Origin of the sequence: Prosthecobacter sp., from assembly GCF_044373815.1 — a bacterium.
Lineage (GTDB): Bacteria > Verrucomicrobiota > Verrucomicrobiia > Verrucomicrobiales > Verrucomicrobiaceae > Prosthecobacter.
The window spans coordinates 1-22254 of record NZ_JBIPNG010000056.1 but is presented as its reverse complement, the minus strand read 5'-3'; the positions used below and the strand labels follow the sequence as shown (position 1 = coordinate 22254).

Here is a 22254-nt window from a genome sequence, read left to right as displayed (position 1 = left end):
TGAAACCGGGATAGTCCACGAGGATCACCGCCTCAGGCTTTTGATCAAGGATGGAGTCCAGCACGGCATCCATCTTCTCTTTGAAGTAGCGGTACATCTTCACCACTTCCCAAAGGCCGACAACGCCGGCGGTTTCGACCCAGTCTTCAACACCATCGCCGACCACTTCACGCATCTTCGGACCACCGAGGCCGATGACCTTCATGTCGGGTTCCAGGGTTTTCAATTCACGCAGGAGTCCCGCAGCATGGGTGTCGCCGCTGACTTCGCCTGCGATGATGAAGATGCGGTTCATGAGGCACCCAGCGCAGCGTTCTTCTCGATTTGATCGGTGATTTCCAAGGCGATGCGCACAGCTTCCGCGCCTTCCTGTCCTGTGACGACCGGACGGCGGCCATGACGGGCGCATTCCACAAAGGCGGCGATTTCGAGCTTCAGCGGTTCGTCCTTCTCCACTTCCACCGCTTCACGCACGATCTGCATGCCGTCTTTGCGGTAGATCCAGCCGCTCTGCTCCTGGTAGTCCAGGCTGAGGTAGCTCTCGCTCTGGAAGACGCGGATCTTGCGCATCTTCTCCGGGCTGATGCGGCTGGCGGTGATGTTGGCGATGCAGCCGTTGGCGAACTTGAGGCGTGCGTTGGCGATGTCCTCGCGTTTGGTCAAAACGGGAATGCCCACGGCATCGACCTGAATCAGCTCCGACTTCACCAGATGCAGCACGATCTCGATGTCGTGGATCATCAGGTCCAGCACCACACCAATGTCGATGCTGCGGTTCGGGAAGGGGGAGAGACGATGCGCTTCGATGAAGCGTGGGTTGTCCATGCGCTCTTCAAGCTGCAGCAGCACCGGATTGAATCGCTCAATGTGGCCCACTTGCAGAATGACGCTCTTGGCTTTCGCGAGTTCGATGAGAGCCTGCGCCTCCGAGTAGGATTCACTGATCGGCTTTTCCACCATGACGTGAATCCCAGCCTGCATCAGCGGCTCGGCGACTTTGCGGTGGAAGATCGTCGGCACTGCAATGGTGGCGGCATCCACGCGCTGGGCGAAGTCAGCAAGGTCACTGGCGGCCTGGGTGCCGTACTGCGCGGCAAATTCAGCGGCGCGTGCGGGGTCGGCATCATACACTGCGGAGAAGGTGATGGCGCCCTCGCTCTTGGTGGCGATCTCGGCCATGATGCGGGCGTGGTTTTTGCCAATGGCGCCGACTCCGGCGACTCCGATGCGGAAAGGGGAACTCATGATCTGATGTGAAAAAATGGAAGGTTAGAATTTGCCGGGGAATTTCATGCCGGGCGGAAGTTTGGGCATTTTGCCGCCGCCACCGCCTCCGAGCATTCCACCCAGACCGCCGAGGCCTCCCATGCCGCCACCGCCGCCGCCTCCCATCATGCCGCCCATCATCTGGGCCATCATGCCTTTGTTGCTCATGAGCTTCTTCATCATTTCGAACTGCTTGAGGAGCTGGTTCATTTCCATCACCGGGCGTCCAGCACCGTTGCAGATGCGCTTGCGGCGCTGGCCGTTGATGATTTCCGGACGCTGCCGCTCCTTCGGCGTCATCGAAAGGATGAGCGCCTCGACGTGCTTCATGCGCTGGTCGCTGTCGGGACCGATCATGTCCTTCATCTTGCCCATGCCCGGGAGCATGCCGAGGATGCCGCCGATGGGGCCGAGCTTCTTCATCATGCGCAGTTGCGCGAGCATGTCGGTGAAATCGAATTTGTTCGACTGCATGCGGGCGGCCAGTTTCATGGCCTCCTTCTCATCAATCTCTTCGGCGGCTTTCTCCACCAGGCCCACCACATCTCCCATGCCGAGGATGCGCTGCGCCATGCGGTCAGGATGGAAAACTTCGAGCTGCTCGACCTTTTCACCCACGCCGAGGAATTTGACCGCGCAGCCGGTGACCTGACGCATGGAGAGCAAAGCACCGCCACGGGCGTCTCCATCGAGCTTGGTCATGATCAAGCCCGTGATGCCGACGGCGGCATTGAATTTCTGTGCCACACTCACCGCCTGCTGACCCGTGGCGGCGTCTGCCACCAGCAGGACTTCATTCGGCTCCACCACAGCACGCACGCGCTTGAGTTCCGCGAGCAGGTCTTCATCGAGATCCTGACGGCCGGCGGTGTCGAAGATGGCGATGCCACTGCCTTGTTCCTTCAGCCAGACCATGGCTGCCTTGGCAGCTTTCACCGGATCTGTTTCACCTTCGGCAGGTGCAAACACGGGTACATTGAGCTGCTGGCCGAGCACCTGCAGCTGCTTGATGGCGGCTGGGCGGTAAAGATCCAGCGCGAGGAGCAATGGGCGGCGGCCCTGCTTCTTGAGCCAGTTGGCCAGCTTGGCGGATGTCGTCGTTTTACCGGCACCATTGAGGCCGGTCATCAGAATGCGCTGCGGTGGCTCCAGATTCAGCCCGCTGGCATCACTACCCAGCAGTTTGACCAGTTCATCGTGGAAAATTTTGACGATCTGCTGCCCGGGCGAAACCTTGAGCAGCACTTCAGCGCCGACCGACTGTTTGCTGACGGTCTCGACGAGTTCTTTGGCGACTTTGAAGTCCACATCCGCCTCCAGCAGGGCCAGGCGGATTTCCTGCATGGCGTCAGTGACGTTGGATTCGCTGATGCGGGCCTGGCCGCGCAGCTTTTTAAAGGCGCTTTCGAGTTTTTCAGAGAGGGCGGAGAACATCGGGAGAAAGTAAGGGGCGCTGGATAGTCGGCAGCAGCCCACGCATGGCAACTGCGAAGGCGGGACGAATCAAGGCCGTGAAACGGGGGCTAGGGAGGGGGCATGTACGCCGCCTCAAGGTCAATCTTGAAGCGCCAGCTCACGACTTCGGCCGGCTGGGTGGCGTCACGCTGGAAGCTGAGGCTCAGGGCGCAATCCTCCCGGCGCAGTTTGTAGGGGAACTGGAAGCGCACGATCATGGTGGCCGGGTCATAATCCACCGGCACGGTGCCGAGACCGGCGATGCGCAGCTTGATGCTCTCCGGCAGGATGGTGCCGATTTTTTTCAAGTCCGCTTCGATGAGGGGACGGCGCTCGGTGATGACCGCATCAGGCTTGGGCTTCAGCTGGATGAGCTGCTCGCCTTTGTCGTTCTTGGCGTCGGCCACGAGGAATTTATTGGAGCCCACATCGCCGCGGCCACGGAAGCTGGTGGCGAGCTTGAAATTGATGTCGTTGTCGCCATGTACAATGTAACGGCCCAGCTTGCCGTTGGGCGTGTCCCAGGTGACTTTCTGACCGTTGACGGTGACGAGAGATTCGTAGCCGATCTGCAACCCGGTTTCCATGATGGCGTCGTCGAAGTTGCCATAGGGGTAGGCGAAGGAGAGGCACTTGATGTGCAGGTTTTGCTCCAAAAATTCGCGCGAGTCCTTGAGCTCGCCCAAGACCCACTGCTGCTTGTCAGCGTCCGTCTTCAGGTTCTTGGGGGGACTCTTGAGGCTCGCGTGGGAGACGCTGTGACTGCCGACTTCACAGCCGTGCTGCATCATCTCTTTGATCTGCTCCCAGCTCATCGAACGGCCTGCACCGCCGACATAGTTCTTGTAGAGGTAGATGGTGAAGGGAAAGCCAAACTCACGCAGCACCGGATATGCGTAGGTGTAAACCCCCTCCCAGCCGTCATCCATGGTGATGACGATGGCCTCTTCAGGAATGTTCTTTTCTCCACGCTTCCAAGCCATCATTTCGCTGTAAGAAATGACGGGGATCTTGGAGTCCTTGATGGCCTGCATCTGTGCCCGGAACTTGGGGGCGGCGATGAGCATGGGGCTTCCGCCACGATCTTTGAAATCATGGTAGCCAAGGATGGAGACGACGGAGGATTTGTTGAGCTCAAAGGCGGGGGCCGCCGGGATCTCTGGCACAGGTGCGGCGGCTGCCAGCAGGGCGGTCTCCTGCAGCTTCTTTTCGATCGCCTGCTCTTCGGCGGTCAGGACGGGCTCCTCGGGTTTGGGCGGCGGCGGCGGTTTCGGGGTGACGCCGCTCTGCTCGGCAAGGCGGCGCAGTTTGGCCTCGATTCGTTTGCACGAAGGTAGCGTGCCTAGAGCGAGGACAACAAGGATGAACGGAAAGACAAAACGCATGGCGCTATGGATTGAGGGCGGGAGGTCGAGGCCGGGTGATGAGCAGGCTTTTGACGATGAGGTGAGGGCTGGCTTTGCCACCGGCACTAAGGCGCAGTGTTTCGCCGCGAAGGTCGCTGGTCAAGGTGAGGCTGCCGAGTCTCAGGATGCGGAAAGACTGGGCATCTTTGGTCACTCGCTCGACCTCCAGTTCCTTTTCGAGCCTCTGACCGTTGCACTCGACCACGATCTTCAAAGGCTCCTCAAGCTCCGTGCATGCATAGTGCAGCAGGATGTCATAAGTGCCCGCAGCGATAAATTCGATGCGCCATGCGATCTCGCCGACGGTGGCTGTTTGTGCATCTGCCGCTGCTTTGGGAGTGATCTCCTGAGCCAGCGCAGGTGATAGCGCGATGAGGGCCTGCTTTTGCTCGATGGGCACCGGTGCTGGTGGTGTGGCAGGCATGGGCATGGTGCCGGACTGCGCCTGCTGGGTGGCTATGAGATCCAGCACTCCGCCTGCACTGATGATCTGCTGAATGCGGGCGATTTCAGCGGTGTAGGCCGACTTGTTGGTGGCGGTGGCGGCCTGCTTCTGCAATTCGAGGAGATACTTGCCCAGCAGTGGAATATGCCGTGCGCTCAGTTCCTTCTGGTAGATGCTTTCCATCTGCTGAAGTCGTGCAGCAGATGGAGGGGCCGCGGTGGTGGCTGCCGGTTGCTGGGCTTGGGCATGGCCTGCAAGCAGCATCGCGGCGATCATGAACAGGTGTTTCATGGCTGCTTCCCTCCTTGGTTCTCAGCCGAGAGCGCCCAGGCACCCGGCGCGGGCCGGCGTTTGCTCGCGGCGTTTTCAATGGCGCTCAGCGTGGAGAGGAAAGCCCGCTCCATGGCGTTGTGCTGTTGGTCGCGCGAGGGCGCGACCACGGCAGCAAGCCCGTGATTGACGAGCACATTTTGATACAAGCCCACATTCGGCAGAAAGAGCAGCGCGGCCATGGTGCCGTCTTTGTCGCGGTCCGGGCGGATGAGCAGGCGCAGGGGTTTGTTCCGCAGGTAACTGGCGGTGAATTCGCGTGCGGTACGACCCACGGACGGCACATCCTCTTCCTCGATGTTGAAATGCTTGGCGAAGCGCTTCACTCCAGACTTGTCGTTCTCATCCAGCGGCGCACAATCGATCCACAGCAGGCGCACCATCACGGTACGACCTTCATAGACCACCTTGAAGCGTTCACCGGAGAGCGGTTCTTCATCCGCAAGGCGCGCCTCACTGATGTCTTCAAATCCACTGAAGCCTCCACCCGACGTTGTGATGGCATTGATGCCTGTTTGACCGGCTTTTTGATCTGCCAGCCGCTGCACCCGGCGGATTTCGGCATTGATCTGTCCTTTCAGCGCGGGCTTGGTCACGGCGAGATCATTCAATTCGTCGATGTACTTGGAGGCCGCCGCCACCCTGGCTGCGTCGATGGCGTCTTTCAGCGCCGTGCTGGCCTGCTTCATCGCGGTGGTCGAGCCTGTCTGCGGGAGTGTGGTCGGGCTTGTACCGGCGGCGTCCGTGACGGGCACCAGGCGCAGGTTGCGAATGCGGATGATGTTGGCGGGATATCCATCTGCGGCAGTGAGGCGTAGAGTGACAGGATTGCGGCTGAAAGTCAGCGGCCCGACACGCACGGTGGTGAACGTGGTTTCATCCGTGCTGCGGGTGATTTCAAAAGTGCGATGATTTTCCGCGGCGATGCCCAGCAGCGTGACCTCATCAAATCCGAACAAGGCGGTCTGCTGGGGCTGAAATTTGGAAGAGGCATAGATGCTGCCTGCGACGGGAGCATCACTCATGTTGGCTTCAAATTCCAGGTGATAGCTGCCCGGCATCAGGCGGAAATTTTGCCACTCCGCACCGCTGCCGTTGGAACGCCAGCCGCCCAGCGTTTCGCCTGAGGCCTGGGCCGACCCCATCATTCTGGCCTGAGTCATGGGCAGGGGAGTGGCGAGGCTGGACACCGTGCCGGCATACAGCGCCTGCAACTGTTCGCGCCGCTGGCGTATGGCGCGCGCTTCCTCGTAGTCACCGGCAGTGGCGACGTCCGTTTCCACTTTGGCCAGAGCGCGCTCGTACTGCTGGGTGAGCAGCTGTGAATCTGCCATCACCTGGCGCATGAATGCCGAGCGTGTGGCGGTGAGGGCGGCCGGCTCCGGTGCGGGCGTCTGCGCCAGCAATGCCGAGCAGGCATGCAGCGTGAAAATCAAAACTGGCAAAGAGAACTTCATCGGGTGGCCGGCACAAGCTCCACGGCCAGCAGTTGCATGAGATTGTCGGTGATCAGCGATTCTGCAGAGAGTGTCAGTGTTCCTGAGCCGTCGCTTATCTTGAGCGTGCCTGCGCTGCGCTCCTCCGGGCCCTTGATCGTGGTCTCGATGCTCGTGGTCAGGGTGAATCTCGCTTCTTTGATCAGCAGTTTGCCGCCCTCCGCCGTGCCACAGCGGTAACGCAGCATCACTTCATATCCGCCGGGTGGCAGCGCGGGCAGCTTCCAGGTTGCGGACGCACCGACCTTGGACCAGCCGGTGATGGCGCCGCCTTCGAGCCGTACGCCGCTCAGAGTGGCAGCGTCGATCGGGAACTTGATGCGGTCCGGCAGCAGGGCGGTCTTGAGAGACTGCTCGCGGGTTTGCAGCAGCAGAAGTTCTTTGTCGAGCCGGGCCAGTTCGTTTTGCAAACGCTTGCGTTCATCGCGTGCGGTGATGGCATCGTCGTAGTCGCGCTCGGCGGCGAACTGCTTTTCCAAAGTGCCCAGCGTGGTGATCTGCTCTTTGACCGGTGCCAGGCTGGCTTCGATCAGATCGCGTTCATAGCTCAGGCGCAGCAGAGAAATCTCAGAACTCGCTCCGGGATCATCCGTGCGCTTCTCCGCCATCGGGGCCGACATGGCAAGCCCCGCGCCGACGAGTGCGCAAGCGAGAACGAAACCGGGTTTCAAATGAATGATGGAAGGGGGTGAAATAAGCTGCCCCATGCTAGCCGGAGCCCACGCTGAAACAAGCCCGAACTCAAGGTCCTGGCATAGGTGTTTTATTCATGGCATGGCGCGCATAAATTCAAGCTGGCGGCCCGTGGCGGCTTCTGCCAGCATGGGGCATGCGTTTCATCCTCGCCAGCCTTCTTTTTTCTCTCACGGCCTTCACCGCAGAGCCGGAGTTTCCCCTCACGGAAGATTCCAAGCCTCAGCCGAACGCCCCGAAAGGGACCCTCATAAAAGACAGTTACATTGCGAAGGAGGCCTGCCTCTTTCCCGGCACCCAGCGTGAATACCAGATCTATCTGCCCGCCGGTTTTGACAAAACGAAGCCCGCTGCCTTCATGGTCTTTCAGGACGGCGTCATTTACCAGACTCCCGTCGTCTTCGACAATCTCATCGCCAAAAAGGACATCCCACCGCTGGTCGGCATCTTCATCAAGCCCGGCGTGGTGCCTGCAGCGAATGACAAGGCCCTGCCGCGCTTCAACCGCAGCTATGAGTACGACAGCATCACTCCCGCCTACTCGCAGTTCCTGCTCGATGAGTTCCTGCCTGCCATCGAGAAAAAGCACGGCTTCCTGCTCAGCACCGATCCCAATCACGCCGCCATCTCCGGCAACAGCAGCGGCGGCATTTGCGCCTTCATGGTCGCGTGGCATCGCCCCGATCGCTTTCGCCGCGTCTTCACCGGTGTGGGTACCTACGTCGGCATCCATGGCGCGGACCAGCTGCCCGTGTTGGTGCGCAAATTCGAGCCCAAGCCCCTCCGCGTCTTCCTCCAGTCAGGCACTGGCGACAACAACCTCTACTGCGGCGACTGGTGGATGGCCAACCAGATGATGGAGCGCAGCCTCACCTGGGCCGGCTATGACGTGAACCACGCCTGGGGCGAAGGCGGCCACAACGCCAAGCACGCCTCCCAAATCTTCCCCGACGTCCTCCGCTGGCTCTGGCGCGACTGGCAGGCGCAGATTGAGGTGAAAGCGAACGCAAAAGCCGAGTCGAAGTGGAAGGGCTATGAGGTGGTCGGGGAAGGGGAGTGGCAGTCCAAGGCCGAGATAGATTACCAGTTCAGTATGTCCTCGCAAAACTCCGGGGATGTTTTCATCGCGGGGGCATCTGGGGTCACGGTTCTCAGTCCTGATGGAAAGACACGATACCTGCAGCCTGTTTTCGAGAACAGCCGTGCTCAGGCCATCGCTGCATTCTCAAGCGATTCCCTCCTTGCCTCGCGAAGGGAGGGGGAGGATAAATGGCTTCTCTCCAAGCTGGAAGCCGGGAAGTGGCATGACATCGCTGCATCCACTGAGACTTCACGGTTCTCAGTCACGCATTCCGGGCTCATGATTTTGAATAACTGGCGGGAGCTCACGGTCGTTTCACCCAATGGAATCGTATTGAATACGCAGGCTTGCAAAGAGGGGGCTGCTGCCACTGCGCTTTCACCGGATCAATCGATCCTGTATGTCGCAGACCAATACGACCGCTATATCCACTCGTACCATTTGCTGCCAGATGGCAAACTTGTTAACAGCGAGCCTTATTGCCGCTTGGAAATCAAGGATGGCGCTCGCGATGCCGAATGCACGGGCCTCTGCGTGGACACTAACGGCTGGCTCTACGTCGCCACATCTCTCGGCATCCAGGTCTGCGATCAAGCCGGGCGCGTGAACTTCATCATCCCGACGCCCAAGCAGCCACTCGACGTGTGCTTCGGCGGCAAAGATCTGAGTGAGCTTTTCATCGCCTGCGGGGACGCAATCTACAAGCGCCCCACCAAAGCCCACGGCATCGTCAGCGGCCAGATGGCTCCGATCAAACCACCGCTGCCGAAGCTCTGAAACTTTTGCGCTGTGACGCTTAAATCGGCGTGTGCAGTCGCTTAAATCGGCGTGCGCCAATCATTCCCCTGTGCAAGGGCGCGTAAATACTCTGAGCAAGGTAGGTTTGCCTCAAGCAATCGTAAAATATGAAGCTGATTCAGATTGGAGGCACGTAGTTTCTATGGCACTTAGCCCGCCCCCCAAAAAAACTGAATGCAGAGTACTGAAGCAGCGCCGTCCAAGTCGAAGACATTTTCCAAGAAAAAACTCCAGCGTGTCGCTTTAGTGATCATAGGCGTTCTGCTGGGCGCCGTGCTCATGAAATGGTACGACCGCGCGGAAATGTCCGGAACAGTCACGCCCACCGCTTTGGGGCACCCCTTGCGTCCTGGGCCATGGGGGGAGGTTTATTCCACGCCTTTCACCATCGCCGCTCCGGAGGAGTTGCTGCCAATGCGCAAACTGGAAGAAAATGGCACTCGGTGGATCTTCCCCAATGCGCATTACAGCGATGTGGTGCGTTTGCTGGAATCTACCGGGATGCCGGCCAACCTGCAGGCAGAATTGATGGAGCCTGGGACGCTTGTCCAAAATGCCAGCGGCATGGAAATGCTGCCTTCTTCCAAGACCCTGCTCGCGCTGCCTGCCGGACCGCGCAAGAAGCTCTATCAGGCTCTGTTGCAATATCCTGAGAATCGTGGCCAGATCACCTTTATTCACAAGGACACGCTGGGAGACCGCTTTGGGGGTTCTCACAACGGCGAACATACTCTGATGCTCTTCAAGCAGCTCTGCTGCGAACATGGCGACTACCTCGTTTTCAGCGGCTTGTCCGTCGTCCTCGCCCAACTGCCGACGTATGAGGAAAAGCGGGACTTCATGCGTGGGCTGACCTGCCAGCGGACTCTGACGATGTGGTTTCGCATCAAACAGGGCATGGATATCAGTGCTCTGGCAAACTACTGGGGCAAAGGAATCAAGGGCACCGATGTGCGCACCATCTTCGAATCCATCGCGGATGCTCCGAACGGCGGCACGCTGGGAGTCATCAACGTCCTGCCGCCGCTGCCCTCTTCCCAAATGTTTGTTTATCCCACACCGGACAATCCTTTGAACGGTCCTGCACCAGTGCGCGACTGCCACTGGACCTCCTTTAACTTTTTTCAGGATGTGCCGGACCAGCAGATGAGTGATCCTGCTCACTTCATGCAGAAGCTGAAGGAGGATTACATTCCTGCCGCTGGGGACCCCCGCTATGGTGACATCGCCCTGTTCTCCAAACCTTCCGGCAATATCGTTCACTCGGCGGTGTACCTGGCGGATGACATTCTCTACACCAAAAACGGGGCCACATTCACGTACCCTTGGATGCTCGAAACCTTGCCGGACCTGCTCAAGCAGTATTCTTTTCAGGTGGAACCGGGCGAAAAACTGGTGGTGAGTTATTTCCGCCTCAAGAACATGTAGGCATGACATCCTTTGATTCACTGCGCACCCTCCTTCAGCGTCGGCTTGCACTCATCGCCGACCACGCGTTTCGCGACCGTGATCCTGCGGCGCATCTGGAGGCCTTGAAGCAGGTTTCGGAGGAGCTCGGGGCCGAGCATCTCAAACTGCGCGCCCAGCTGCCGCCGCGGCTCAATCATTTCCTCACCCAGGCCAGTTTCTCGAAAGCCTTGGAATATCTCGATAGCTCGGAAGGCTGAGCGCGTTGAATGCGGTTCCACCATGAACCGCTTCTTTGTACTCACGACCCTGCTGTGTCTCGCTCTAGGCTTCACGGCCAGCGCTGGCGACAAACCCAACATCATCTTCATCCTCTGCGATGATCTTGGTTATGGCGATGTGAAATGCCTGAATCCCGATGGCAAAATCGCTACGCCGAGTTTCGATCGTCTCGCCAAGGAGGGCATGATTTTCACAGATGCTCATTCCGGCTCCAGCGTCTGCACGCCCACGCGCTATGGCGTGATGACGGGCCGCTACGCCTGGCGCTCCAAGCTGCAAAGCGGCGTGCTCGGCGGTCTCAGCCCGCGCCTGATTGAGCAGGGGAGGCTGACGGTGCCAGCGATGCTCAAGGCCCAGGGCTACTCCACGCATTGCGTGGGCAAATGGCATCTGGGCATGGACTGGGTACGCACGGGTCCCACAGAGGAGCTGAACATCGAAAAGGCTGAGCAGGTGAACAACGTGGACTACACCAAGCCGATCACCAACGGCCCGACCAGCGTGGGCTTTGACACCTACTTCGGCATCAGCGCCTCGCTGGACATGGTGCCGTATTGCTTCATCGAAAACGATCACGTCGTGGCCAATCCCACGGAAAAAATGAAGCTCGCCATGAACGCCGGTGGCCGCATGAGCTACACCCGCGAAGGCCCCGGTTCCCCCGGCTTCCGTGGCGAGGATGTGCTGCCCACCTTCACGCGCGAGGCGAAAAAGGTCATCGAGGCAAAGGCGAAGCTGGGTGCCCCCTTCTTCCTCTACCTGCCGCTGAATTCTCCACACACTCCCATCCTGCCCAGCGAAAAATGGCAGGGCAAAAGTGGCATCAGCCTCTACGCCGACTTCGTCATGGAAACAGACGATGCCATCGGCCAGATCATGAAGGCCACGGAGGATGCAGGCGTTGCCAAAGACACGCTCATCATTGTCACGAGTGACAATGGCTGCTCTCCTAGCGCCGACTATCCCAAGCTGCTCGCCGCAGGTCACAATCCCAGCTACAACATGCGCGGCCACAAGGCGGACATTTTTGACGGTGGCCATCGTGTGCCCTTCATCGTTCGCTGGCCCGCGAAGGTGAAAGGCGGCCAGACCTCCGCACAGATCGTCTGCCTCACGGATTTCATGGCCACGGCGGCCGATGCCGTCGGTGTGAAAGTTCCCGAAACCGCCGCCGAAGACAGCTTCAGCATCCTGCCCGCGCTGCTGGGCGAATCCGGCAAGCCGGTACGTCAGAGCGTGATCCACCATTCCATTCAGGGTGCCTTCGCATTGCGCGCAGGCGACTGGAAGCTCGAACTCTGCGCCGGTTCCGGCGGCTGGAGCGATCCGCGTCCCGGCAGCCCCGGCGAAAAAGGTCTGCCAGACACCCAGCTCTACAATCTGAAATCAGACATCGCCGAGAAGGACAACCTGCAGGGCACGAGCCTCGAGATCGTCACGAAGATGACCGCCGAACTCGAACAGATCGTCACCAGCGGTCGCAGCACTCCCGGTGCAGCGCAGCAGAATGCGGTGCCCGTCGTCCTTCGCAAACCCACACCTGCCGCTCAGGCCAAAGGCAAAGGGAAGAAGAAGGCGAAGTGATTCACCGCTGACGTGAGCAGGAGAAATCACGTCACTTTTTTACGTGCTTTCCCAAACCTTCCCGCTAACCTCGCGGCCTCGCTTCCCAAACCAAGCAATCATCATGAGCTACTCCTCACCCAAACTTCACAATGCAATGTGGCCCGGACTCGTCGGCAAAGGCGACGGCGAAGGCCAGGAACCACCGATCAGCCTCGAAAAGATGCTGGATCTGACCGCCGCAGCGAATGTGAACGGCCAGAAGTTTGAAGGCATCGACTACTTCCTCTTCCTCCCTCACACCAATCCTGAGGCCAGCGACGACGAACTCAAGAAGATCGCCGATCTCATCGCCAGCAAGGGCTTCAGCGTCGGCTCCCTCGTGGCCCCCGTGTGGCCCGGCACCGTCGGTGACTCCGCCATGGGCGACGACGCGCAGCAGGAAAAATTCCTCAGTGCCGTGAAAATGGCCTGCCGTATCGCCAAGATTTTCAATGCTCATGGCGTGCGCAAATACGGCGTCATCCGCATCGACTCCGCCGAGTTCGGCGTGGCCAAATGGCGCGAGAATCCCAAGGCCAGCACCGCCCGCATCGTGGACACCTTCAAGAAGGCTGCCCAGATCGCTGCAGACAGCGGTGAGCGCCTCGCCGCCGAAGGCGAAATCTGCTGGGCCGGCATGCACTCGTGGAAAGACATGCTCGACGTCCTCGAAGGCGTGGGCATGCCAAACGCCCTCGGCTTCCAGGCCGACCTCGCTCACACCTATCTCTACACCCTCGGCTACAACGCTCCTGAGCACGCCCTCCTCAAGGAAGGCTACAGCGACGCCGAGTTCTGGGCCGCCTACGAGAAGATGACCGACGCGCTTCGCCCTTGGACCATCGACTTCCATGTGGCTCAAAACGACGGCACCGTCCATGGTGCCGGCTCGCACGACAAGACCGGCAAGCATTGCCGCGCTGACGATCCGAACGGCAAGCTCGACATCACCAAGGCCTCCGGCTACTGGCTCAAGGACGCCGCTGCTCGTGGCATCCAGCACATCTGCTGGGATGGTTGCATGTTCCCGAACGCCGTGCTCGAAACGCCGGACACCTGGAACAAGATCCTCGCCGCGATGATCAAAGTTCGCGACGCCCACGGCTGGTAACAGCCGACTGTCAGATCCACTCTTCAGCGCCGCAGAGTTGCAAAACTCTGCGGCGTTTTCATTCTCACCCGCTTCTCGCATGCATCGTTTTCTTGTCATGCTCCTCATGCTCGCCTCCTGTGCGCGCATGACTGTTCCCGTGAAACTGCCCTCAGAAATCATAGCGGTACTGCCGTCAAACTGCCGGCAGGTGCTCTATGTGACTGCTGCAGATCAGCAGACCACGGCGGCGGAGTTGAGGATGCTCGAACGCATGCCAACGAATGACTGGCAGCCTGCTGGAGTTGCCATTCCAGTCCGCATCGGTCGCAATGGAATGGCGTGGGGACATGGTGAGTTTGCGCTCGCGGCTCCGTCAGGCTGGCGCATCAAAAAAGAAGGAGACGGCTGCGCTCCTGCAGGCGTCTTTCGCATCACCCAGGCCTTTGGTGATGAACCGCAGCCCCGTTGGATCAAGCTGGACTACATTCACTGCACCGCGCATCACTGGGGCATCGATGACGTCCGCTCCAAGCACTACAATCAGATCGTGGATGATCGGATTGTGACCTGTGATTGGACCGGCCCCGAAACCATGGTGCCCAGCATCGGCTGCTACAAGCTCGGTGCCGTCATTGCGCACAATCCACACAACACCCCCGGTCTAGGCTCTTGCATCTTCATGCACATCTGGCAGGGAGAAAATGTGCCGACAGCGGGATGCACTGCGATGTCCGAAGCAAATCTTCGCAAGGTTCTCGCATGGCTCGATCCCCATGCAAACCCATGCCTCGTACAACTCGTTCAGCAGCCCTGAAAGTACGATGGGCACTCCTGCCCGTCGGTCAGCGTTTTCGCATGCTGCATCGTCTCCGCATCGGCGAAATGCATTCTCCATCAGCGATGCTCGATCACATCGCTGCTCTTGAATCTCACCTTGGGCAGCGAGGCATAGCGGTCATCCGCATGACGATACCCCGCCGGGCAGAGCACCGCCGTGGTGAAACCCTGAGCTTCGAGTCCCAGTAGCTCGTCGTATTTGGCTGGCACAAAACCCTCCATCGGACAGGTGTCGATGCCGAGCAATGCCGCCGCCGCCATGAACTGACCGAGCGCGATGTAGGCCTGCATCTTCGCCCACTCGGTGGTCATGTATCCCTGCTCCAGTGTGCCGGTGAGCATCTTGCGAAACCCCGCCAGTGAATCCGGCGTGCCGCCACGCACTTCAGCGATGCGGATGAGATTGGCGTCGATTTCGACTTCGGACATCGTGCGCCGTGTGGCCATGACGACCAGATGCGAGCAGTCCACCACCTGGCGCTGACGCCATGAATGCCCCGACAGCTCTTCCCTCAGGTCCTTGTCTTGAATGATGATGAACTTCCAAGGCTGCAGACCGTAGCTGGAAGGCGTGAGCACGAGGGACTCCTCCAAGGCCGTCCAGGTTTCGGCAGGGATCTTCTTCGTGGAGTCGAAGACCTTGGTGGCGTAGCGCCAGTTGAGGGCGGTGAGAAGTTCAGCAGGAGTCATGTGCACCTGATTTGGCACGGAGCGGCCCGAACTGCAATCACAGAACGGTCACTCCAGCTCCGGCGGCACATTGCCATAGGTCCAGGGCTGGCTGAAGGGCGGGGCTTTAAGCGGCTCGGGCTTGGGCTCAGCAGCCATTTGGTTTGCCAGCTCGACGCCCTTCTTCGCCATCTGCGTTCCCGCCGTGATTTCGAGATTGGAGTAGGCGGTCAGGCGTGTCTCATAGCCGCCGCCACGCGGGCCAAAAGCTTCTTCCGTGGGCACGTAGCCGACGATGCCGTTGGATAGCTCACAAGGAAAAGTGAAGGCGTGCTGGCTGCCCTTTTTGATGTCGAGGCCATACTGCACGAAGTATTCGGCAGGATCGGAAACAAAACACGCGGGACCGACCTTGATGCACTGCACCTCGCAATCGACGAGCGGATTCATCTTGTTGAGGTGGTCCAGCATGAGGATTTCCTTGGCAAACAGGTAGTCGGTGCGGTCTCCTGCCACTCTCGGTTTGCTCGCGATATCAAGGCTCCTGGCAACACGCTGCTGCGATGGCGGGCGGCGTTTGATCTTCAAGACTTCCTGACGCGTCTCGATGGGCGCTGCGGTGATTTTGGGCATGGACAGCAAAACGCGGATGGCCTCCGCGCCGACACGTCCGCCGACAAGCTGGCTCCATTCCTCCGGCTTGGGGCGTTGGCTGGTGCTGAGGTTGTCCACCTGCGTGATATCGCCACAGGCCCCCTGCATGAAGACCACGGGCGCATGCGTCCCGAGTCCTCCTTGGATGGTTTTTTCGAGGTATTGAATCCAGTTGGCCGAGATGCCGCCGGGATTGGTGGTGGCATGGCAGGCAAAGTTCACCACCACGCCCACCAGCTGCCCCTGCATGTCCCACGCCCCGATGACACCGACCTGCGGATCGATGGGCCCGGCGTATTCGAGGATGTCCGGATTGCCCGCCCCGGGATGACTCCAGCTCTGGCCGTTTTTCATGCGCAGGCGGCGGTTGAAGGACACCTTGTCCTCATGGCCAAAGCCGCAGCCCAGTTGCACCGGCACTTTGTTTTGATTGGCGGCCACCACTCCGGCCACAATTTCATGCGTCACTCGCAGCAGGTAACCAGGATCTGCGCAGGAGGATTCTTCATAGGCCAGCTTCTTCACCAGATCAGAAGCCGTGTCATATTCGCCCGGCATCACCATGCCTACGGGGCCTGAGCTATGCGAATGCGAGGCGCAGATCAGCACGGCGTCCCCGGTGATTCCGGTGGCTTTTTCAATCTGTGCCCGGGCATCCAGCACGATCTGCCGCGGTACTACGAGTGAGTCGAGACCAATCACCACCGCCGTTTTTTTCCCGTCATCAAACAGGGCCACCCGCACCTTGCAGGCGTCATGGAAGGTCCGGTGGAAGCTCTTGCCGTAGCCGCCCGGCTGCTCCATGCCGATCCCCGGCGTGATGTCCCGCTCCGCAAATCCGGCCTTGATGCTGGAGGTGGGGGCAGGGGGGAGAGCGTGCAGCGTCAGGCTGGACAGACCGGCTAGAAGGGGGAGGAGGCGCATGAGTGGAGTACGCGCACACCGGGCACGTTTGAATATAAAAAACTTACAATACATCTTGGTGTGGATATTGCATATTACCCGCACTTCGAACTATCGTAGAGCCGTTCGTTCCCTACAGATTCGTGCATGCATCCTATTACATCGCCAAAGGCCAGAAGACACTTGGTCCGTGTTCGAAGGACGACCTGCGCAATTTTCTCGCCTACGGTTCGATCCGCGACAGTGATCTGGTGAAGCGTGAAGACGAGGAGCAGTGGCGTCCCGTTTCATCCCTCCTGGAACTTCATGCCGACGGGCAGGTCGTTGCCGATGGATTGACCGTGCTGCCCACCCGCCGTCGTGTGGCTCGCTATCGTGACTACAACCGCGTGCCCTACAATCAACGTGGTGGCGCGGTGATGCGGCGCATGATCCTGGGTTTTCTATTTCTCCCGCCGCTGCTCTGGTGGGCTGCCGTGGCCTTGTATTCAGACCATATTTTCCGCCAGAAGAAGGATGAAAACGGCTACCTCCTGGTCTGGGGCCGCTGGGTGGAGGTGCTCGTCACGGGCATGATCATTGTGAATGCCGTCGCCTGGTGGATGGCCATTGCCTACGCTTCCTGGATTTTGGGGCCGGGGCTTGCCGAGCTGATGAAGGGCCTCGGGGAAGCGGCCGATGTGATCAAGGGGCTGCTCAATGACACTTCCGCGAAGTGATTTTATCCAGGCCTGCGCCCTTTGTCGGCGTGGCTGGCAATGACTGGATTGCCATTTGGTGTGCAGGATTTGGCATCCTGAGGCGGCGCTGACATCTGTCTTTGGAGCGCTGCGTTGGTTCTCGCATGAAAGCCAGCCACACACTTTCGATTTTCACCACCACCTTGTTCGCCGTCGCGCTGCATGCCGCCCCTGTGGACACCACTGCCGCATCCAAGCAGGTCGATGCACTGCTCGCCAAAAGCTGGCAGAAGCACCAGATCAAGCCGAACGCCCTCGTTGATGACGCCACCTTCCTCCGTCGTGTGTATTTGACGGTGGTGGGCCGCATCCCCACGCTGGATGAAGCCCGCGCCTTCCATGCCTGCCAGATGCCGGACAAGCGAGCCAAGCTCATCGATTCACTCCTCGCCAGCGAAGGCTATGTGCAGAACTTTTTCAACTACTGGGCGGATGTGCTCCGTGCGCAGAGCCAGGGCGTTGCTGGCAGCACCACATCGCTGAATTACCTGAACTACCTCCGCGCTGCGCTGCGGGAGAACAAACCGTATGATCAGATAGCCCGCGAGCTTGTCTCCAGCGAAGGCTCCTGCTTCGACACCGGCGCCATCGGCTACTACATGCGTGATCGCGGCATGCCGCTGGACAATCTCTCCAACACCACCCGCATCTTCCTCGGCACCCGCATGGAGTGCGCGCAGTGCCATGATCACCCCTTCGACAAATGGACGCAGAAGCAGTTCTACGAAATGGCGGCCTTCACGCACAACATGAGCGCCTCCAGCTACCGCTCCAAGAGCGGAGACGAAGTGCAGAAGATGATCCGCAATGACAAGTCCCTCGACAACGACACCCGCGATCTCATGCGCCAGGCGCTCAATGAGGCGACCCGTTCGCTGCGTGACACTTTGGTGGTGCAAAACAAGGGCCAGCTCCGTCTGCCGCACGACTACAAGTACAAGGATTCGAAGCCCAAGGATGTCGTTCAGGCCTCCGTCATGTTTGGCAAGCCCGTGGCGCTGCAGAAGGAATCGAACACCATCGGCGAATTCGGCCAGTGGCTGACCTCTCCCGAAAATCCACGCTTCACCACCATCATCGCCAACCGCCTCTGGCAGCGCGTCTTCGGTGCCGGTCTCTACGAGCAGGTCGATGAAATGATGGACAGCAGCGTCGCCTCTAATCCTGAGCTCATGCACTTTCTGGAGCGGCAGATGGTTGCGCTGAAATACGACATGAAGTCCTTCCTGCGCCTCCTGCTCAACACGCAGACCTTCGCACGTGAAAGCACCAAGGAAGTCTCTCCCGGCACGGCCTATTACTTCCAGGGCCCGGTGTTCCACCGCATGCGCTCTGAGCAGGTGTGGGATTCACTCGTCACCCTTGTCAGCCCTGATCCCGATCAGCCCAACTGGAGCAGCCGTGAGCGCGAACGTCGCGATCTCGAAAATCGCCATCACCTAGCCCAGCTTCTCGACAAGACCGAGGCCCCGCTGCTCTACGAAGCCGCCAAAGAAGTCGCCGCCGCCATGCGCGATCAGAACAAGGAATTCGACAAGCTGCGCAAAGAACTCGATGAAGCCCGCGCGAAGGAAGACAAGGTCAAGGCCCGCGACATCCAGCGCCGTCTTGGCGAAAGTCAGCGCATCCTGCGCGAGCAGGTCTCCAAGTGTTTCTACGCCGCCGCGAAAAAGTCCGGCAATCTGGAGATCCAGAAGGAACTCGCCGCCGTCAGTGGAGATGGCCCCATGGAAATGGCGATGATGAATCTCATGGAAGACAGCCGTGTGGATGCCAAGGCTGCACCGCTGGATCCAAGAGTCATGTCCATCCTCAAGGCCGACGAAGCCGTGCTCGGCATGAAAGATGAAAAAAGCATCAAGGGCTTTGAAAACTTCCAGCGCTCACTCCACCAGACTTGGAGCCGCGCCGCCGAGCTGCCATCTCCCGCGCCGCGTGGTCATTTCCTGCGTGAGTTTGGTCAGAGCGACCGTGAGATCGTCGAAAACGCCAGTGACGAAGCCAGTGTGCCGCAGGCGCTGACGATGATGAACGGTTCCCTGCTCAACCAGCTCACCAGCGCCTGGTCCACGCTCAGCATCAATCTCCGCAAGGCCAAAACCAACGACGAGAAGATCGACACGCTCTTCCTCAGCCTCTACTCCCGCACACCGAACGCCAAGGAGAAGGCCCACATGCTTCAGACCGTGGAGAGCTACGCCTCCTCCAAGACCTTGTGGGAGGACATTACCCTCGCCGCGCTCAGCACGCAGCGCTTCATCTTCGTCGAATAATTTCCGTCCTGCCTCAGCAACACCTCATTTGAATTCACCATGAAAACGCCCAACAACGATCTCTCCCGCCGCGCTGTGCTGACTCGCATGGCCCAGTCCTGCCTCGGCGTCGGTATGCTGCCTTCCATGGAGCATCTTTTCTCCGGCAAAGCCCTCGCCGTCGGTGAAGGCAGCGCCACCGCCAAGCAGGCTGCCACGGCGCGCAACGTCATCTTCCTCTACATGACCGGAGGCCAGAGCCATCTGGACACCTGGGATCCCAAGCCTGACAACAAGGAAGTTGCCGGTCCCGTGAAGGCCATCAAGACCAGCGCCGACGGCGTGCAGGTCAGCGAATACCTGCCGCGTATGGCCAAGCAGATGCACCACGCCTGCGTCATCAATTCGATGGCCACCAACACCGCCGCGCATGAGCAGGCCAACTACTTCATGCACACCAGCTTTGGCTTGCGCAGCACCATCAAGCATCCCGGCATGGGCGCATGGCTGAGCTTTTTCCAAGGCCCCGGCAATCCCGCGCTGCCGCCCTATGTGTATGTCGGCAATGACAGCCGTCATCCCGGCGCAGGCTTCTTCGCGAAGAGGCACGGCCCCCTCATGGTGAACAATCCCGAAGCCGGTCTGCAAAACGTCTCCCCGCAAAAAGGCGTCACCGATGAACGCTTCGGCATGCGCCGTGATCTTGCTCATTCACTAGATGCCGAGTTTCAGGGCAAGTGGGACACGCGTGGCGTCAAAGCCTACTCAGACGTTTATGACGACGCGGTGAAGCTCATGAAGAGCGAAGACCTCGTGGCCTTTGATCTGACCAAGGAACCCGACGCCGTGCGCCAGGCCTATGGCAAGGACACCTTCGGCCAGGGCTGCCTGCTCGCGCGTCGTCTTGTCGAACACGGCGTGCGCTTCATCGAAGTCAGCCTTGGCAGCTGGGACACGCACGTCGCCAACTTCATCAATGTGCCGCAGCTCTGCAACACACTCGACACCGCACTCGCGGCGCTCATCACCGATCTCGAACAACGCGGCATGCTGGACAGCACCATGATCGTGGTCAGTTCCGAATTCGGCCGCACGCCGAAGATCAATCAGAACCAGGGCCGCGATCACTACCCGATCTTCTCCTCCGTCATCGTCGGCGGTGGGATCAAAGGCGGCATCAAATACGGCTCCACCACGCCGGACGGAGCTGGCATCGCCACCGACAAGGTCGGCCCGCCCGATCTCAACGCCACCATCGGCTACGCCCTCGGCCTGCCGCTCGATCAGGTGATCTATTCCCCCAGCAAGCGTCCCTTCACCGTCGCCGACAAAGGCCAGCCCCTCACGCATCTGTTTGCGTGATGTTCTAAAGTTTACAAAGAAAACGCCCGGCAGTGTGAACTGCCGGGCGTCGTTGTTTAATTTTGGCGCATCAGGCCTGCAGCCCGATTAGATGGACTTGTAATCCCAGCCCTGGCGGTAGGCCGCACGGGTGATGAGCTTGTTGGCCTCAGCGTTGTCGGACTCCTGCTTGGCCGCGTCCCAGTTGATGACTTTGCCGGGATTGGCGATGGCCAGGTTGCCGAGGAGACAGAACTTGGTCAGCGGCACGGAATAATCAAAATTGCTGCCGCAGATCTTGTCCTGCTCGATGGCGCGGATGAGCTCAAGTTGTGGTTCGCCTTCGGCGATCGAAGTTTCGAGCTTCAGCTCAGGCTTTTTGCCGCCGAGGAAATCAGCCATCTTGGTGCTCGGGATGAGGCGTGGGCTGCCGCAATAGTCGTCGGTGTTGAGGATCACGCCGGCGTCGCCACGGAGGAGGAAGCCTCCCTTGATCTTGTCCCAGTCGCGGTCGGCTTCCAGTTCAGCCGGACGCTCAGGCTTCAGGCTGCCTTCATACCAGTGCAGTTTGATCTCGCCGTATTTCGCGGTCTTGAAGTAGAACACCACGTGGGAGGACTTCGGCCAGCTCACGTCCGTGAGCTCGTTGCACTCAGCTTCCATCTTGTAGGGTTCGCCCAGGCCGCAGGCCCAGAAGGGACCATCGAGAAGGTGGCAGCCCATGTCGCCCATGGCACCTGCGCCGTATTCGCGATGGCCGCGCCAGGCGAAGGGATGCAGACCATCGGTGAAGGGGACGGAAGGGCAGGCGGCCAGCCAGTTTTCCCAGTTGAACAGATCCTCGGCGGTGTCGACCATGATGTCTTTGCCGTCGGGGCCTTTCTTCTTCTCTTTGATCTTCGGCACAGTGCCATTGATATACTTGGCCTTGGCTTCATTGCCCTGGGGCCAGATCGGGCGGTTGGTCCAGACGTGGATTTCTTTGACGTTGCCCACGATGCCTTCGCTCACCCACTGCTTGAGGAAGCGGATGCCCTTGCCGGTGTGGCCTTGGTTGCCCATGTTGGTCTTCACGCCTTTTTTCTTGGCGGCTTCATGCAGCTGGTTTGCTTCCCAGATGCGGTTCACCAGAGGCTTCTGCACGCACACATGCTTGCCGCGCTTGATGGCTTCCATTGCCGCCGGGTAGTGCGCGTGGTCCGGGGTGGACACCGTGACCATGTCGATCTTGTCGCCCATCGCTTCGAACATTTCGCGGAAGCTCTCGAACATCTTGGCATCAGGGTACTTCTGCTGCGCCTCTTTCAGGCGGGAACGGTCCACATCGCAAATGGCGACAATGTTGGCTCCCTTGGCGGAGATGCCCACGTCAGAGGCTCCCTTGCCACCTGCACCACCGATGCCGGCCACATTGATTTTTTTGACGGCACCATCCTGGCCAATCAACAGATTGGGGAGGAAGATGCTGCCGGCGGTTGCGGCGGTGTTGCGGAGGAAAGTA

18 protein-coding genes and 1 pseudogene are annotated in these 22254 nt (G+C 59.6%); 9 read left to right on the top strand and 10 right to left on the bottom strand.

The window, feature by feature from the left end:
* The 7 genes and pseudogenes from ACIREA_RS07300 to ACIREA_RS07270 form a co-directional block, all read right to left on the bottom strand.
* Nucleotides 1-295 (bottom strand): annotated as a pseudogene (locus tag ACIREA_RS07300) (lipid-A-disaccharide synthase); the annotation flags it as partial.
* Complete coding sequence (locus ACIREA_RS07295; protein ID WP_397381610.1) at nucleotides 292-1245, bottom strand: Gfo/Idh/MocA family oxidoreductase; 954 nt, start codon at nucleotides 1243-1245, stop codon at nucleotides 292-294. The pseudogene ACIREA_RS07300 and the gene ACIREA_RS07295, both read right to left, overlap by 4 nt.
* A gap of 24 nt (nucleotides 1246-1269) precedes the next feature.
* Complete coding sequence (gene ffh, locus ACIREA_RS07290) at nucleotides 1270-2700, bottom strand: signal recognition particle protein (RefSeq protein ID WP_397381609.1); 1431 nt, start codon at nucleotides 2698-2700, stop codon at nucleotides 1270-1272.
* A gap of 89 nt (nucleotides 2701-2789) precedes the next feature.
* Nucleotides 2790-4106 (bottom strand): polysaccharide deacetylase family protein, encoded by a 1317-nt coding sequence (locus ACIREA_RS07285; protein ID WP_397381608.1) that lies wholly within the window; start codon nucleotides 4104-4106, stop codon nucleotides 2790-2792.
* Nucleotides 4107-4110: 4 nt separating this feature from the next.
* The gene (locus tag ACIREA_RS07280) at nucleotides 4111-4863 is read right to left on the bottom strand and encodes a hypothetical protein (protein ID WP_397381607.1); all 753 of its coding nucleotides are present in this window, start codon (nucleotides 4861-4863) and stop codon (nucleotides 4111-4113) included.
* Nucleotides 4860-6359, bottom strand: a complete 1500-nt coding sequence (locus tag ACIREA_RS07275) for a thermonuclease family protein (protein WP_397381606.1) — start codon at nucleotides 6357-6359, stop codon at nucleotides 4860-4862. The genes ACIREA_RS07280 and ACIREA_RS07275 overlap by 4 nt, the downstream gene beginning before the upstream one ends.
* Nucleotides 6356-7105 carry a hypothetical protein gene (locus ACIREA_RS07270; protein WP_397381605.1) on the bottom strand — a complete coding sequence of 250 codons (750 nt, stop codon included), beginning with the start codon at nucleotides 7103-7105 and terminating at the stop codon, nucleotides 6356-6358. The genes ACIREA_RS07275 and ACIREA_RS07270 overlap by 4 nt, the downstream gene beginning before the upstream one ends.
* 122 nt (nucleotides 7106-7227) lie before the next feature.
* On the opposite strand from ACIREA_RS07270, the gene ACIREA_RS07265 reads away from it, so the two are divergent.
* The 6 genes from ACIREA_RS07265 (at nucleotide 7228) to ACIREA_RS07240 (ending at nucleotide 14171) form a co-directional block, all read left to right on the top strand.
* Complete coding sequence (locus ACIREA_RS07265; protein ID WP_397381604.1) at nucleotides 7228-8949, top strand: SMP-30/gluconolactonase/LRE family protein; 1722 nt, start codon at nucleotides 7228-7230, stop codon at nucleotides 8947-8949.
* Between the two features lie 300 nt (nucleotides 8950-9249).
* Nucleotides 9250-10398, top strand: a complete 1149-nt coding sequence (locus ACIREA_RS07260; protein WP_397381603.1) for a hypothetical protein — start codon at nucleotides 9250-9252, stop codon at nucleotides 10396-10398.
* Nucleotides 10399-10400: 2 nt separating this feature from the next.
* Nucleotides 10401-10637, top strand: a complete 237-nt coding sequence (locus ACIREA_RS07255; RefSeq protein ID WP_397381602.1) for a hypothetical protein — start codon at nucleotides 10401-10403, stop codon at nucleotides 10635-10637.
* 22 nt (nucleotides 10638-10659) lie between these two features.
* Nucleotides 10660-12243: an arylsulfatase gene (locus ACIREA_RS07250; protein ID WP_397381601.1), complete on the top strand. Its 1584-nt coding sequence runs from the start codon at nucleotides 10660-10662 to the stop codon at nucleotides 12241-12243.
* A gap of 103 nt (nucleotides 12244-12346) precedes the next feature.
* A complete protein-coding gene (locus tag ACIREA_RS07245) occupies nucleotides 12347-13375 on the top strand; it encodes a sugar phosphate isomerase/epimerase family protein (protein WP_397381600.1) in 1029 nt (342 codons plus the stop codon).
* Nucleotides 13376-13454: 79 nt separating this feature from the next.
* Complete coding sequence (locus tag ACIREA_RS07240) at nucleotides 13455-14171, top strand: L,D-transpeptidase (protein WP_397381599.1); 717 nt, start codon at nucleotides 13455-13457, stop codon at nucleotides 14169-14171.
* An 80-nt stretch (nucleotides 14172-14251) separates the two neighbouring features.
* Here the strand turns inward: ACIREA_RS07240 and ACIREA_RS07235 are convergent, their stop codons facing one another.
* Both ACIREA_RS07235 and ACIREA_RS07230 read right to left on the bottom strand, forming a co-directional pair.
* Nucleotides 14252-14884, bottom strand: coding sequence for an NAD(P)H-dependent oxidoreductase (locus tag ACIREA_RS07235; protein ID WP_397381598.1), 633 nt, complete (start codon nucleotides 14882-14884; stop codon nucleotides 14252-14254).
* A 48-nt stretch (nucleotides 14885-14932) separates the two neighbouring features.
* Nucleotides 14933-16441, bottom strand: a complete 1509-nt coding sequence (locus ACIREA_RS07230) for a hypothetical protein (RefSeq protein ID WP_397381597.1) — start codon at nucleotides 16439-16441, stop codon at nucleotides 14933-14935.
* 122 nt (nucleotides 16442-16563) lie between these two features.
* On the opposite strand from ACIREA_RS07230, the gene ACIREA_RS07225 reads away from it, so the two are divergent.
* The 3 genes from ACIREA_RS07225 to ACIREA_RS07215 all read left to right on the top strand — a co-directional run bounded on the left by ACIREA_RS07225 (nucleotide 16564) and on the right by ACIREA_RS07215 (nucleotide 20774).
* Nucleotides 16564-17139 carry a DUF4339 domain-containing protein gene (locus ACIREA_RS07225; protein WP_397381596.1) on the top strand — a complete coding sequence of 192 codons (576 nt, stop codon included), beginning with the start codon at nucleotides 16564-16566 and terminating at the stop codon, nucleotides 17137-17139.
* Nucleotides 17140-17264: 125 nt separating this feature from the next.
* Nucleotides 17265-19433, top strand: a complete 2169-nt coding sequence (locus ACIREA_RS07220; protein WP_397381595.1) for a DUF1549 domain-containing protein — start codon at nucleotides 17265-17267, stop codon at nucleotides 19431-19433.
* Between the two features lie 39 nt (nucleotides 19434-19472).
* Nucleotides 19473-20774, top strand: coding sequence for a DUF1501 domain-containing protein (locus ACIREA_RS07215; RefSeq protein WP_397381594.1), 1302 nt, complete (start codon nucleotides 19473-19475; stop codon nucleotides 20772-20774).
* Nucleotides 20775-20861: 87 nt separating this feature from the next.
* Here ACIREA_RS07215 and ACIREA_RS07210 read toward each other — a convergent pair.
* A partial coding sequence (locus ACIREA_RS07210) for a Gfo/Idh/MocA family protein (protein WP_397381593.1) occupies nucleotides 20862-22254 on the bottom strand: 1393 nt, incomplete at its 5' end.